Source organism: Streptomyces sp. NP-1717 (assembly GCF_022695985.1).
Taxonomy (GTDB): domain Bacteria; phylum Actinomycetota; class Actinomycetes; order Streptomycetales; family Streptomycetaceae; genus Streptomyces.
In genome coordinates this window covers 1-13,486 of record NZ_JAAPBF010000014.1, presented here as the reverse complement: position 1 = coordinate 13,486, position 13,486 = coordinate 1, and the positions used below count along the sequence as shown (strand labels likewise).

The following is a 13,486-nucleotide window of genomic DNA, read 5'->3' as shown; positions in this document are numbered from 1 at the left end:
CGAGGGATGATCGGTGCATGAGTGGCGGTAATCCCCTGGCGCCCGGCGGAGGAGGAGGCGGTGAACGAGGAACGTCTCCTCAAGCGGTACCAAGCACTCGTGGGCGCCGTGCCGCAGTCTGTCTGGGTGCTGTCGTCCGAGGGGGTCGTCACCCTGTTGTCGGACAGCGGTATCGCGGAGAAGCTGTGGCAACCCGACGGTGAGACGTCGTGGATGGACGCGGTGCATCCGAAGGACCGGGACTGGTTCCGGCGGGCGTGGCGCAGGGCCCATCAGCAGCAGTCCCCCCTCAACACCATCGTACGAGTACGGCTTGACGGCGTCCCCGACCGTTTCCGTCACATCAAGATCATCGCCGCGCCCGTTCTCCACCAGGACGGAGAGGTGGAGTGGGTCGGAACCGCCACGGACGCCGAGGACCGCTGGCGCACCCGTATGCGGGAGAAGCTGCTGGCCCGTATGGCGGCGGTGCCCGCCGCTCACAACCTGTCCGAGGCCTTCCTGACGACGGCGGCGGCCGTCGTGCCCGAACTCGCCGACGCCGTCGCCATCTTCCGTGTCGGGGACGGCGTCGAGATCGGAGTGCGGCCTTCCGAGGGCGGACCGGCCACGGGGTCGCCGGAACGTGTGGGGCTCGCCCCCGGGCTGCCCTCCCTGCCTCCCCTGGACGCCGACTTCGTGCTGGGGCCGGTCGCGCGGCAGGCCATCGAGAGCAAGAAGACGCGTCTGCTGATCTTCCCGCCCGGCGGGCCGCCCGCGGACGGGATCTCGAACGCCTCCGTCCGCTGGCTGCGGGAAGCCCGTGCGACGAGCGTGGCGCTGCTGCCCGTCGTGGTCGACGGCCGGACCGTCGCGCTGGCGGCCATGGCGACCTGCCGGGGCAACCCGCCTCCGGACGAGGCCGACCTGGCCTTGCTGCAAGATGTCTTCCAGCAGATGAGCGGTCCCCTGCGCCGGACGATGGAACTGCAGAGCATCCGCGACACGGCCCTCGCGCTGCAGCAGTCCTTCCTGGCCGCTCCGCCGTCCGTCGAAGGTCTCACCATCACGGCGCTCTACCATCCGGCCGACTCGGCCGCGGAGGTCGGCGGGGACTGGTACGACGCCATCAGGCTCTCGGCCGGCTCTCTCGCCCTGTCCATCGGCGACATCGCGGGTCATGACGTTGACGCGGCCACCGCGATGGGCCGTGTCAACAGCATGCTGAGAGGACTCGCCTACGACAGCGGTCCGGCCGCCAGCCCGGCGTCCACCCTGACCCGGCTCGACCGCGTCGTGCAGGCCCTCGACGATCCGTCGATGGTGACGGCGGTGCACGCCGTCCTGCGTCGGCAGGAGCACGACATCTGGCATGTCACCCTGTCCAATGCCGGTCACCCGCCGCCCCTGCTGATCCCGGCCGGCGCGCCCTCGCGGTATCTGCACGGCCTCACCGCCCCGGACCCACCGCTGTGTGTCGGCGACACCTTCCCCCGTACCGACTTCCAGGCGGTCCTGCGGAAGGGCGACACCCTGGTGTTCTACACCGACGGGCTCGTGGAGACGCCGCACACGGACATCGGCAGCAATCTCCGGCGCCTGCGCGAACACACCGACGCGCTGGCCCGGGAGGGCGTACCCCTGCCGGCCCTGATCCGTGGGCTTCTGCCACCTGTCCAGGACCGCCGGGACGACATCGCCGTCATCGCCCTCCAGGTCCGGCCGGACCCGTGACCCCCTTTCGTTTGCGCCCGCAACAGCGCCTATATACCGTCGACCAAGCCGTCCTTGCAGCAGAGAGGCGCCGCATGAACACGCCGAACGACCGTCGGAGCGGACTCGCCACCACACGGGCCCACTCGGCCCGGGTGTACGACTACATTCTGGGCGGCAAGGACCACTTCCCCGTGGATGTGGAAGCGGGCGACGCCATGTGCCGGCACTGGCCCGCCCTGCCCGTCCATATGCGGGAGAACCGCCGGTTCATGCACCGCGCCGCCCGCTTTCTCGCCGAGGAACGAGGTGTCCGCCAGTTCCTCGACATCGGCACCGGTCTGCCGACCTCGCCCAATCTGCACGAGATCGTGCAGGAAGTGGCCCCGGAATCACATGTGGTCTACGTCGACAACGACCCCATCGTCCTCGCCCACGCCCGTGCGCTGCTGCAGAGTTCACCCGAAGGCGCCACCGCCTACGTGGACGCCGACATGCACGACCCCGGCGCCATTCTGGACAGTCCCGATTTCCGCGAACTCATCGATCTGAACCGGCCCGTCGGTCTGATGGTGATCGGCATCATGCACTTCATCCTGCCCCCGGACGACCGGCGTCTGGTCAAGCGGCTGCTGGACCCGCTGCCGTCCGGCAGCTATCTGGCGATGACCATCGGCACCGCGGACTTCGCACCGGAGGAAGTCAACCGGGTGGCAGAGGAGTACCGGCGCCAGAACATGCGTATGGAGCTGCGCGATCTCGCCACCACCACGTCGTTCTTCGACGGGCTGGAGTTGCAGGAGCCGGGAGTCACCCAGGTCCACACCTGGCGCCCCGGCCCCGAGCAGGAGGGCATCGAAGGCCGCGACATCGCCATGTACGGGGCGGTCGCCAGGAAGCCCTGAAGCGGCGGCCCGGCCCCGGTTGTTCTCGCGGCGCTGTTCTCGCCGCTGGTCCCGCCGTCGCTGTTCTCGCCGGGCCCGGTTCGAGAACAGTCCGCGCTACGTCGCCTCGTCGTAGTGGCCCAGGAACCGCGGCGCGCCCTTCTCCACCTCGTGCAGGAAGATGCCGTTCGTGAAGACGAAGGCACCCGTCGAGTCGTAGAACTCGATCCGCTTGGCGAGACCTTGGTAGGTGAGTGCCCTCAGCCGGCTGACCATCGCGCCCCGTTCGACGCCGGTGCCGCCCAGCTCCCGCATCCCCCGTGCGATGAAGTTCACCGCGTCGTACGCCTCCAGCGCGTACGGCTCGATCCTGAACGGCTCGCCGGTGCGCGGGCCGTGGCGCTTCTCGTACGACGTCACGAAAGCCTTCGCCGCGGGGAGTCGCGCCGGGTCGGTGTACGTCGTCACGATCACCCAGCCGTCGGCAGCCGCTCCCGCCGCGGCCAGGAACGGGGGCCGGAGCACCGGTTCGCGCGCCATACGGGTGCCTCGGAAGCCCGACTCCGCCAGCGCGCGGGCGCAGCTGGCCGCGCGGCTCGGGGACGTGCCGCAGTACACCACGGCGTCCGCCGACGCGGCTGCCCTGGCGACCGGACCGAAGTCGTCGCTGCCCGCGGGCACGGTGAGGGTCGTCGTCGCGCCGTCGTCGTCGGGCAGTTGGTCCGTCAGGTCCACCACGAGCCGGTCGCTCGTGCGGCCGGCCGCACGGTCGTCGACGAGGACCGTTCCGCGCTTGTCCCGCGCCCGCAGGAGGTGGGCGGTGAAGCCGATGCTCATGCTGTCGCCGTCCGGCCGGAGTTGGAAGAACGACTCCGTGTCGGCCGTCGAGATCGCGTCGCTGTCGCAGGAGACGGTCACCAGGGGGAGCAGCGCCTTCTCGTGCCGGGCCGCGACGGGTTCGATCCCCGCGACCCCTGTCGGTCCGATCACCGCGTACACGTCGGGGTCCGCGACGAACGCCGCCGCCACGGTCTCGGCCCGCCGCGCGTCGCCCGCGTCGTCCCGCACACGCAGCGCCAGGTCGAAGGGCCGGTCGTCGCGGGCGTTGTGGTCGGCGACGGCCAGCCGGGCGCCGCGTTCCTGGGCGCGGCCCGCCGCTTCGCCGGGGCCTGAGAGGTCGGCGTGCAGACCGAGGACGTAGCGCGGCAGGGAGGGCCCGCCCGTGCCCGAGCCGCTCCCGCCCGTCGGCCGGGAGGCCGCCCATGCCGCCAGTCCCCCGCCGACCGCGACGACCCCGGCGGCCGAGGCGAGCGTCAGCACCCGCCGCCGCGACGGCCGGGAGGCGGGTGCGGGTGTCGCCGCCGCGGGCGCCGCCGTGACCGTGACCGCGTCCGGGCCGGAGCCGGCCGTACTCCCGGAAGCGGGGTCCGGGGCCGGGTCCGGGTCCGGCAGCGCAAGTACCGCCGCCGACCGCTCCGCCACCAGCCGCGTCAGCGTGCCCGGCAGCCAGCTCCCCGACGCCCCGCCGGTGGCCGCCAGCGCCGCCCGTACTTCCTCCGGACCCGGTCGGTCCGCCGGGTCCTTGGCCAGGCAGGCCGTCAGCGGGTCGAGCAGTCCGTCCGGTACGCCGTCGAGGTCGGGCTCCTCGTGAACCGTACGGAACAGGACGGCCGCCGCCGAGCCCGTGCCGAACGGCCGCCGCCCCGTCGCCGCGTACGCCAGCACGCAACCGAGCGAGAACACGTCGCTGGGCGGCCCGAGTTCACCGGCGCGCGCCCGCGCCTGCTCGGGCGAGAGATAGCCGGGCGAGCCGATCACCACATCGCTCTCGGTCAGCGCGGTGGCGCCGGTGGAGCGCGCGATGCCGAAGTCGATGAGCCGGGGGCCGTCCAGGGCGAGCAGGACGTTCCCCGGTTTGACGTCGCGGTGCACCAGCCCCGCCGCGTGCACCTCGGCGAGTGCCTCGGCCAGCCGGGAGCCGAGCGTGCGTACGGCCTCCGGCGGCAGCGGACCGTACAGCGCGACGGCCTCCGCCAGTGAGGGGCCGGGGACGTACGCGGTCGCCAGCCACGGCTCGCGCTCCCGCGCCGCGGCTGCCACGACCGGCACCACCCAGCGCCCGGTGAGCCGCCCCGCCGCCTCGGCCTCGCGGCGGAAGCGGACACGGAAGCCGTGGTCGGCCGCGTGCTCGGCACGGATCACCTTCAGCGCGATCAGCGCACCGCCCGGCGAACGGGCCAGATACACCACGCCCATCCCGCCCGCGCCGAGCCGCCCGAGGAGCCGGTAGCCGCCGACGGCGGGCGGATCGGCCGCCTTGAGGGGGTGGACCGCCCCGCTCGGCGGTGTCAAGGCCACCGGTTACGCGCCGGTGGGCGCGGGTCCCAGGAAGCGGAAGCCGCCGTCCCTGACCTCGTACAGGAACACGCCGTCCCCGGCGAAGCTCCCCCGCTCCGCGTCGAACGCGAACCGCTTCGTCGTCCCCCGGTAGGTGCTCTTGCGCAGCAGACCCACCAACTCGGCCCTCTTCGGCGGCTGTTGACCCGACGGAGAGGGCGACTCGTTCTCCTTCGCCGCAGCCGCCGGCTTCGCTCCCTTCACCAGCTCCTGGACGACCAGGTTCACCGCGTCGTACGCCTCCGCCGCGTAGTACGGCGGCGCGGTCCCGAAACGCTCGCGGTACGCGGCGGTGAAGTCCGCCGCCTCCGGGGTGTCGGCGGCGGACACGAACGAGGCGGTCAGCAGCCAGCCCTCGGCCGCGTCCCCCGCCAGCCGGAGGAACTCCGGGTCGAGCACGGCCTGGGACGCCAGCCGGGGCCCGTCGAAACCGGCCGCCGCCAGCTCGCGCGCCACCTTCGCCGCCCCCGGCGCGTAACCGGCGTAGACGAAGGAGCCCGTACCGGCCTTCAGGATGTCGGTGACGACGGGCTTCATGTCCTCGACACCGGCCGGGATCACACGGGGGTAGGCCGGCATGCCGGAATCGCGCAGCAGCAGCGAGGTGATGGTGGCGGACTCCCAGGCGTACGTCTGCGCCGTACGGTCCTGGAGCAGTCCCGTCCGCCCCATCTCCTTGTCCTTCGCGGCCAGTTGGGCGAGATGGACGGCGATGGGGACGGACAGCGCGGCGTCGCCGGGGCGGCAGTGGACGAGGGACCGGGGCTGCCCCCGGGTCATCATCATGCCGCCGGCCGAGACGGTCAGCACGGGCAGCAGCGCCTCGTCGTACGCGCCCATGACCGCCTCAGCCGCCGCGTCGCTCGTCGGGCCGATCACGGCGAGGACGTCGGGGTCGCCGATCAGCTTCTCGGCGGCGTCCGGGGCGCGTCGCGCGGTGCCGCCGTCGTCGGCGGTGCGCAGCGCGAGTGCGAAGGGTCTGTCCTTGCCGGGCTCACGGGCGTTGTACCGCTCGATCGCCAGCCGGGCGCCCCGCTCCTGCGCCTGCCCGGCCGCCCTGCTCTTACCGGACAGGTCCGCCTGGACGCCGATGGCCCAGCGCGGGCCCGTGTCCTCGCCGTTGCGGGAGTCGTCGTCCCGCAGGGCGGCCCAGGCCCCGCCACCGGCCGCGACGGCGAGCAGCGCGCCGCCGGTGAGGGCGAACAGCCTTCTGCGGGAGGGGCGTTGGCCGCTGTCGTCCGCACCGGTCACCACGGTCACCGGTTCCCCGGATTCCGGGGCGGGCCCGCCCGCCGCCGTCGGTTCGATGTCGGGCAGTGCCAGCATCTCGGCCGCGCGGCCGGCGATGCCCCGTACGACGTCCTCCGGCAGCCAGTCGGCGCCGCCGCCACCGCCCTCGGCGTCCTCGGGCGTGGCGTCCCCGGCCAGTTCCGCGGCGATGCGCCCGGCCGTGGGCCGGGCGGCCGGGTCCTTCGCCAGGCAGGAGAGCAGGAGCCGGCGCAGCTCCGGGTCCCGTTCGCCCCACGCGCCGTCCGCGCCGTCCGCGCCGATGTCCGGCTCGTCGTGCACCGTGCGGTAGAGCAGCGCGTCCGCCGTCCCGCCGCCGAACGGGGGCCGCCCCGTCAGCGCGTACGCCAGCAGACACCCCAGCGAGAACACGTCGCTCGCCGGTCCCACCCCGGCGCCGCGCGCCTCGGCCTGTTCGGGCGAGAGGTAACCGGGCGTGCCGACGACCATGTCGGTCGAGGTGAGCGCGGTCTCGTCGGTCGCGCGGGCGATGCCGAAGTCGATCAGCCGGGGGCCGTCCACGGCCAGCAGGACGTTGCCCGGCTTGACGTCCCGGTGCACCAGTCCCGCCGCGTGCACCGCGCCCAGTGCCCCGGCGAGCATCCTGGCCAGCGCGCGCACACTGCGCACCGGCAGCGGACCGTGGCGGGCGACCGCCTCGCCGAGCGAGGGACCGGGGACGAAGACGGTGGCCAGCCACGGCTCCGCCGCTTCCGGTTCCGCGCCGGTGACGGGGACCGCCCAGGGGCTGGACACCCGGCGGGCCAGGTCGACCTCGCGGCGGAAGCGGGCACGGAAGCCGGGATCGTCCGCGTACTCGGCCTGGATGACCTTGACCGCGGCCAGCGCCCCCGACTCCGTACGGCCGAGGTAGACCACGCCCATACCGCCGGCGCCGAGGCGGGCCAGCAGCCGGTGGCCGCCGATCGACGCGGGGTCGGTGGGCAGCAGCGGCTCGCTCACCGCGGGCCCTCCAGCTCGTCCTCGGTTATGGCGAGCATGACGCCCGTCGCCTCCGTGACGGCCGTATCGATCTCTTCCGGGGCGTGGCCCTCGGAGCCCTTGCCGACCGCCGAGACCGTGACCTTGCCCAGTCGGCTCTGTCCCCAGATGTAGTGGTGGGGGCCGCCGAGTGCGTCGCTGTGGTACTCGCCGCTCTCGGAGATCGAGTCCTCGGAGGAGAACTGTCCGACACCGAACGGCAGTCCCGCCGACAGCAGCCCGGTGAGCCGCTCGTCCTGGCTGAGCTGCTGCTCGGGGCAGCGCAGCGCCTCTTCGAGGGTGCGCGCCATCTCCCACTCCGCGTCGGAGACCTCCCGGTGCACGACGACGGTGGCGGCGATCCGGATCGGGCCCTTGCCGCCCTTCGCGGGCAGTTCGCTGTAGCGGGTGAAGCTGGTCAGTACGGAGGGCGGGAGCGGTTCGCGCTGCCAGACGCAGTCCTCGTCGAGCACGGCGAGCGAGCCGGGGTCGCTCTCGTACGGGTTCCGCTCGACGTACCCGGCCCCGTACCGCCGGGGCTCGGCCGCGACGGCGCGGGCCAGCCGCAGGGCCTGGGCCCGGGTCCGCGGTTCGCGGCTCTCGTCGGGAGAGAAGTCCAGCCCGGTGGTGGCCGCGGGCCCCGGTGCCGCGCCGTCGCCTTTCGCCTCTTTGGCGCCGGAGGCCGTCGCCGCGGGCTTCGCCCGGTCCGTGTCCGGGGCGTCACCGCCTCCGGAGCACCCCGCGAGCAGCACTCCGACGGCGAGACCGGCGGCCCCGTGACGTATCCGGCCGGATCTGCCGTACACCCTGAACTCCCCTGCCGCACAACGCACTTCGGTCCCCCATCCTGATCGTAACCAGTGGGACGCACAAGAACCGGGCCCAGTTCTCGGCAGACGCGGCTCGGTCGGCTCTCCTGGTGATGGGGACAAGACTCCGGATGTTCCCGGTTGCATGCGGTGTGACCCGAGCGCCACCGACGCGGGCCGGTCCCAGGCCGGGAAATGCGGCATGAGCCGGGCGGGAGCGCCCATAGTCGGCATATGGGAGACAAGTCGAGTTTCTGGGAGCGTAGGAGGATGAGCAGATACGAAAGGGGGAGCTGGGAGCTGAAGGAAAGTCTCCGCTCGCGCGTGAGTGAGCTGGAAGCGCTCCTTGAGACCAGGGCAGGCCAGGGACAGGTTCCGGCGGAAGCACAGCCCCTGGCGGCGCAGGCCTTCAAAGAGCTGAAGGAAGCGAGGGAACAGCTCCGCCACGATCACCTTCGGCAACACCCGGCGGCCCACCTGGCGGTCGCGCAAACCCATTACGACGCCGCGCACAACCTCATGCTGCGCCTGTCACCGCTGGACGACGTCAAGGCGATGCTCTCCGGCCTGGTCGCCTACGTCCGGGAGCATCTTCCTGTCACCGACGAACGGAGGGTGCAGCTCGAAGAGATCGCCCTCTCGGTCCGAGCGGGGGGAACCCTCGACGACGCCCAACGGGAAGTGCTCGTCGACGCGATGACCGTCGCCCGGCAGGGACATCTGAAAGAGGCCCTCAGGGTCCGCAGTTTCGCTCGCATCGTCTACGGCATGGCGGCGGTTCTGGCGGTCGTCGCCATTGCGGTCGCCCTGCTCGGCGGTCTGTCACCGAAGACAGTTCCCCTCTGTTTCAACCCCGAACGCATGGGAGTGGTCTGTCCCACCGCGAGCGCCGACGGCGGAGGGGGTCCGGAGGCGCCGGGCGATGTCGATGACCTGTACGCCACGGTGGCATCCCGGTGGGACTACCTCGTCGTCGAATTCGTAGGGCTCGTGGCCGCAACTGTCGCCGCAGCCACCTCACTGCGACGTATCAGGGGCACATCCACGCCCTACAACGTTCCCGTCGCGCTGGCGTTGCTGAAACTTCCGACCGGTGCGCTCACGGCCGTACTCGGACTGCTTCTCATGCGTGGAGAGTTCGTCCCTGGTCTCCAGGCGCTCGATTCATCGGCGCAGATCATCGCTTGGGCCGCGATTTTCGGCTATGCCCAGCAGCTCTTCACCGTGTTCGTCGACAATCAGGGCCAGTCCGTACTCAACTCCGTCGGAGGCCCGAGCAAGCAGGCCGACAAGCGCAAACGCGCTACGCAAACCTCGGCGGGGTGAGAACTTGACTCGTCGAGCCTCGCGGTGGCCGCGAGGCTCGAATGGACTCATTACTCGGTCATGCCGCTGTCGTATCCGATTTGGCGACTACGAGCCGCTGATCCGGATGAATCAGGTCCGGATCCTTGATCCGGTTCCACTTGACGAGCCTCTCGACCGTCGTCCCGAACATCTCGGCGATAGCGCCGAGCGTGTCACCCGCTTTCACCGTGTAGATGGTGTCCTGCGGTGAGTCGTCCTCGGCAACGATCAGCCGCTGACCAGGGTGAATCAGATCCTCGTCCTCGATCCGGTTCCACTTGACGAGCTTCTCGACCGTTGTCCCGAACATCTCGGCGATAGCGCTGAGCGTGTCACCGCGCTGGACCGTGTAATGCGTGAGATGTGTCGTTTGTGTCGTCATGTTTAAAACGATAGACCGTTGTGGAGCAGACTTCTTGTCGGGCGGAGGCCGGGGCTCAGCCGCCCGACGTCGGCCAGGTGAGTGACGCCCGGCGTCTTCGGCGTGCGTCGAGCGGGGCGGCACGGTACGGGTGGCTGGTGGGCGCCCCTTTCGAATCCACCCCGTTCTCGTCGAGGGCGACCAGGAGGCCTGTCCCGACGGTCACGACGTCAGCTCACGTCGACTCGTCGGTCACGTCGACTCGTCGCCGTCCGGGGGCGGCTCTTCCTTCGAGTCGTGCCCACGAGCACGGAGTTCGCGCATCCGACGGTGAACGGCCTCGCGCAAGCTCTCCCCGCGGGGGCCTTTCGGGGCGGGAGCGTCGGGACGATCCGTACCGGTTTCAAGCTCGTCGATCAATGCGCGCAGCTCATCGGCACGGTCCTTGCCGCGCTTCTCGTTCTCAGCCACGGTGCCCTCCGTCTCAGGCGATCCGATGCCGACGTCGCTTCATTCTCCTACTCCGCGTCTTCCCACGTGCCCTCGATGACCGGATCGACCTGTAGCCGGTCGATCCGGCTGCGCCACCCACTGGCCCGGGAGGCCGTGGACTGCTTGGCCGCCGCGGTCAACGAGCGGGCGGCCGCGAAACGATCGGACCGCGGACCACTGCGGGCGATACGTGAGATCGTCCCCGTGCGGGAGTCGATGGCCGACCGAAGACTTCCGGCACGGGCCGTCAGTCTGCCCAGGTCGACGAACTCGGGCTCGTCGGTGCCGAACCAGACCTGCTGCCACCAGTGGTCACTGACCGGGTCGTGCCAGCTGATGTAGCCGCCGGGCAGAATCTTGCGCGGCCCGTCCAGCTTGCCGGTGAAGCTGTAGCGCACGCCGGGTGCCGCGACCGGGTCGTAGAAGCTGGGCGTGAAGAAGTCCGACATCAGCAGACCGTTGATGGTGTAGCCGTTCTCCGGCGCCTCGGACGGATCGGCGACCTCCACCAGGTACTCCACCACCCCCTGGTCGGGTTTGAGGGACTTGCCAGCGACCAGGCGGTTGCCGCCTGGATCTCCGAGCATCTCCAGCATCTCGTGGCTGGCGGTGAGCGACCAGCTGTCGCTGTACTCGATGAGGGAGAAGGGCTGGCCGTTGTTGTCGAGGTGAACGCCGGCCGCCCCCTCCTGGTTGATGTCGTCCTTGACGATCATCGGCCAGTAGCCCACCGGGACGTCGTCGAGATTGTCGAAGGCGTCGACGCTGGCCGGGATCTTCCAGATCGGGGAGAAGTCCCGCATCGCCTGTTTCTGTAGGGCGGCGGCCACCCGGTTGAGCTGCGAGGGGGTGATCAGGTGGGTCTCGGACACCAGAGCGAGCTGGGTGATGAGCATGACTGGGCTCCTGTTCGGTCGGTGTGGGTGCGTTCGCGCCGAATGACAAGGTCAGGTCAGCAGCTGGGCGAGCCGGGCGCCGTAGTCGGCGGGCAGGTTTATTTCCTGGGCCAGGACTGCTCCGAAGGAGCTGTCGGCGCCGGCGGTGAGGCCGTCGAGCGTGAGGGGTGTGAGAGTGCCGACCGCTGCCGTCGCCGGCCCCGGTTCCGGCCCCGTGGGGTGGGTTCGCCCGGCGGCCGACAGGCCCAGCCGTGGGCGCAACTCGGCCCCGGTCGGAGCCAGTTCATCCAGTGCCAGCTGCCAGCGCACGCCCCCTGCGAGCGCCCCGGTCAGCGGGGCCGGCCGCGGGGGGCGGGCGGCGAGCGCGGGCAGGTCGGCCAGGGCGGTGGTCAGCCGATCGGTGGCATCGGCCAGCGTCAGGCCGGCGACCAGGGGATCGCCGGCCGCGTCGTGGAGGTTGACGACCCGGCCGCCCGCACCGGTCGCCGACACCTTTTCCAGTTCTTCGCCGGAGGCCAACGCCTTGACCAGGTCACGGAGTCCGTAGCGGGCGACGCCGTCGATGACGACCAACCGGATGTCGGCGTCCCCGGCCCGGACGAGTGCCGTGTAGGGGTCGTCGGCCGTGCCGGCGGTGATCAACAGATCCGCGCGCAGTCCGGGCCGCAGGGAACCCACGGCGCGTTCCCAGCGCAGGATCCGGGCCGCGTCCCGGGTGGCCATGGCCACCAGATCGCGGTCAGTGAGGTCCACTTCGCCGACATCGGCGGCCAGCCGGGCGGCTTTCAGCTCACCCAGGAGCCCCTTGCTGCCGGAGACCGACCAGTCCGAACCCAGCCCCATGAGCACACCAGCCCGGCGGGCAGCGGCGATGTCGGCGGTCCCCCCGTACAGCAGCAGGTTCGACAGCGGTGACCACACCATCGAGGCGCCGTGGTCGGCCAGGACCCGGAAGTCCTCGGCCGCGAGCCCGGCGCAGTGAATGCCGACGAGGTTCTCGGTGATCGCCCACCGGCCTGCCTTGATCTTGAGGGCGAGGAAGTGCTCCCGGGCCGCCCTGTCCGTGCCTTCGGCCAGATGGAGAAGCAGCCGGTGCGGCTGTTTGAGGCGCGCCAGGAACTTCTCGGCGTCCTCCGCCTCCACATCGGCGATCCGGGAGCCGGCCTCGGGCAGGTCGGGATCGCCGGTCGCCTCCACGTTGCGGACGATTCCGCGGTACATACGGCGCGCCCCGGCATTGCTGAACAGGGCGATGCCCTGTGTGGTCGTGGTTCCGTTGATCAGCGCCTTGGCCTCGACGTAGCGCACCACGGCGGGCATCAGTTCCGGGTCCTCTCCGAGCACCCGCATCGGCCCGGTGACCAGGGTGCGATACGCCGGATTCCTGCTCCCACCCCACTGCGAGCGGTTGCCGTACCTCTTCGGCACGTTCCACAACGGCAGGACGTCGTAGGGCAGATGGTTGTGGAGCTCAATAAGCCCGGGATACACGGTGCCGCCGGTGACGACCGGAGTCACCTGTTCGAAGCCCGGCGGAGCCGGTGCCTCGGCGGGGAGTACCGCGTCGATGACCCGGTCGCCGACGTAGACGACGCCGTCGTCGAGCACCGTGTCGTTGTCGTCAAGGGTGACGATGCGGCCGCGCAGTGCGAAGCGGTGCGTCGTCGGGCCGTCGGTTCCAGGCGGCATTCAGGCATCCTCTCGCCCGACCTCCGCGGAGGCGTTTTGACCGGTGCCGCCACCTAACAGCCAAAATGACATAAAGTCACACAGAATTACTTTGAGTCATCATCGATCCCTCGTATGGACCAGGAGGCCCGTACGCGCACATCCTGCATCCCACCTTCCCTGACAGCGCGGCGGCGTCCGGTACCGATTTCGAAGCCACCATGCGACGCCTCACGACCAACGGAACAGCGCTTTGACCGCTCCGAGCGCCGACGTCACTCCGGACACCCAACGCCCCCTGGACCTGTACGGCGAAGCACTCACCGCCTCCGACCTGGCCGTGATCCCGGAGGCCGACCTGCCGGCCGGGCTGCCGTCCTGGATGCGCTCCGACGAACCGTGGGCCGCGCGCGAGGGAGCCGACTCCGAAGAGAAACGCGCCACGATCGTGGTCCGGATCCCCGAAGACGAAAGACCCTTCTGAAGCACTCGCCCGGGGCGCCACTGACGCCGGTCAAGGAGGCTGGTCCCCAAAAATGACCGAGGGCCGGTGTCGGATTCCTCCGATACCGGCCCTGATCTGCGACTGTCTCCAGTCGGGACGACAGGATTTGAACCTGCGACCCCTTGACCCCCAGTCAAGTGCGCTACCAAGCTGCGCCACGTCCCGCT

The 13,486-nt window shown here is 70.9% G+C and carries 11 protein-coding genes and 1 tRNA gene; 4 read left to right on the top strand and 8 right to left on the bottom strand.

The window, feature by feature from the left end:
* The first annotated feature begins 60 nt into the window (after positions 1–60).
* Both GXP76_RS04985 and GXP76_RS04980 read left to right on the top strand, forming a co-directional pair.
* Positions 61–1,713: a SpoIIE family protein phosphatase gene (locus GXP76_RS04985; RefSeq protein ID WP_242570184.1), complete on the top strand. Its 1,653-nt coding sequence runs from the start codon at positions 61–63 to the stop codon at positions 1,711–1,713.
* Positions 1,714–1,787: 74 nt separating this feature from the next.
* Complete coding sequence (locus GXP76_RS04980; protein ID WP_242570183.1) at positions 1,788–2,597, top strand: SAM-dependent methyltransferase; 810 nt, start codon at positions 1,788–1,790, stop codon at positions 2,595–2,597.
* Between the two features lie 96 nt (positions 2,598–2,693).
* Here GXP76_RS04980 and GXP76_RS04975 read toward each other — a convergent pair whose 3' ends face one another.
* Genes GXP76_RS04975 through GXP76_RS04965 form a run of 3 tightly spaced genes read right to left on the bottom strand, consistent with a single transcriptional unit; the run spans position 2,694 to position 8,047 of the window.
* Positions 2,694–4,928: a bifunctional serine/threonine-protein kinase/ABC transporter substrate-binding protein gene (locus GXP76_RS04975; RefSeq protein ID WP_242570182.1), complete on the bottom strand. Its 2,235-nt coding sequence runs from the start codon at positions 4,926–4,928 to the stop codon at positions 2,694–2,696.
* A 9-nt stretch (positions 4,929–4,937) separates the two neighbouring features.
* Positions 4,938–7,223 carry a bifunctional serine/threonine-protein kinase/ABC transporter substrate-binding protein gene (locus tag GXP76_RS04970; protein ID WP_242570181.1) on the bottom strand — a complete coding sequence of 762 codons (2,286 nt, stop codon included), beginning with the start codon at positions 7,221–7,223 and terminating at the stop codon, positions 4,938–4,940.
* Positions 7,220–8,047, bottom strand: a complete 828-nt coding sequence (locus GXP76_RS04965; RefSeq protein WP_242570180.1) for a hypothetical protein — start codon at positions 8,045–8,047, stop codon at positions 7,220–7,222. Before GXP76_RS04965 ends, GXP76_RS04970 begins: the two co-directional genes overlap by 4 nt.
* A gap of 237 nt (positions 8,048–8,284) precedes the next feature.
* Here GXP76_RS04965 and GXP76_RS04960 point away from each other — a divergent pair, with 237 nt between their 5' ends.
* Positions 8,285–9,376 (top strand): hypothetical protein, encoded by a 1,092-nt coding sequence (locus GXP76_RS04960; protein ID WP_242570179.1) that lies wholly within the window; start codon positions 8,285–8,287, stop codon positions 9,374–9,376.
* Between the two features lie 58 nt (positions 9,377–9,434).
* Here the strand turns inward: GXP76_RS04960 and GXP76_RS04955 are convergent, their stop codons facing one another.
* The 4 genes from GXP76_RS04955 to GXP76_RS04940 all read right to left on the bottom strand — a co-directional run bounded on the left by GXP76_RS04955 (position 9,435) and on the right by GXP76_RS04940 (position 12,835).
* On the bottom strand, positions 9,435–9,779 hold the full coding sequence (locus tag GXP76_RS04955) for a LysM domain-containing protein (protein WP_242570178.1): 345 nt from the start codon (positions 9,777–9,779) through the stop codon (positions 9,435–9,437).
* A gap of 231 nt (positions 9,780–10,010) precedes the next feature.
* Positions 10,011–10,229 (bottom strand): hypothetical protein, encoded by a 219-nt coding sequence (locus tag GXP76_RS04950; RefSeq protein WP_242570177.1) that lies wholly within the window; start codon positions 10,227–10,229, stop codon positions 10,011–10,013.
* A gap of 47 nt (positions 10,230–10,276) precedes the next feature.
* On the bottom strand, positions 10,277–11,146 hold the full coding sequence (locus GXP76_RS04945) for a hypothetical protein (protein ID WP_242570176.1): 870 nt from the start codon (positions 11,144–11,146) through the stop codon (positions 10,277–10,279).
* A 51-nt stretch (positions 11,147–11,197) separates the two neighbouring features.
* Positions 11,198–12,835 carry an amidohydrolase family protein gene (locus tag GXP76_RS04940; RefSeq protein ID WP_242570175.1) on the bottom strand — a complete coding sequence of 546 codons (1,638 nt, stop codon included), beginning with the start codon at positions 12,833–12,835 and terminating at the stop codon, positions 11,198–11,200.
* 232 nt (positions 12,836–13,067) lie between these two features.
* Between GXP76_RS04940 and GXP76_RS04935 the strand changes: the two genes are divergently transcribed.
* Positions 13,068–13,298: a hypothetical protein gene (locus GXP76_RS04935; protein ID WP_242570174.1), complete on the top strand. Its 231-nt coding sequence runs from the start codon at positions 13,068–13,070 to the stop codon at positions 13,296–13,298.
* A 112-nt stretch (positions 13,299–13,410) separates the two neighbouring features.
* Here GXP76_RS04935 and GXP76_RS04930 read toward each other — a convergent pair.
* A tRNA-Pro gene (locus GXP76_RS04930) sits at positions 13,411–13,484 on the bottom strand.
* Positions 13,485–13,486 lie beyond the last annotated feature (2 nt).